This window comes from Rahnella ecdela (assembly GCF_019049625.1).
Lineage (GTDB): Bacteria > Pseudomonadota > Gammaproteobacteria > Enterobacterales > Enterobacteriaceae > Rahnella > Rahnella ecdela.
In genome coordinates, this window is record NZ_JAFMOY010000001.1 from 1 (window position 1) to 216 (window position 216).

Below are 216 nucleotides of genomic sequence, written 5' to 3' on the forward strand. Positions count from 1 at the left end.
AGCCGTTCTGGGCCACGTCAACATTCTGCGCACCGGAATCATCCACCACGTCGGTGATAACCGGCGCGACTGGTGCGATGGTGTCGATGGTGAAGTCATAGGCGTTAGACGGGTCACTGACGTTACCGGCCGCGTCGGTCTCGGTGACGGTGATGTCGTAAGTACCATCAGCCAGCGCGTCCGGAGTGAACGTCCAGGTGCCATCGGCGCCGACCA

Annotated in this window: 1 protein-coding gene; it reads right to left on the reverse strand. The window is 61.6% G+C overall.

Annotated features, from left to right (window positions below; genetic code table 11):
• On the reverse strand, nucleotides 1-216 hold a 216-nt coding region (locus J1784_RS00005; protein ID WP_238485310.1), incomplete at both ends, for an Ig-like domain-containing protein.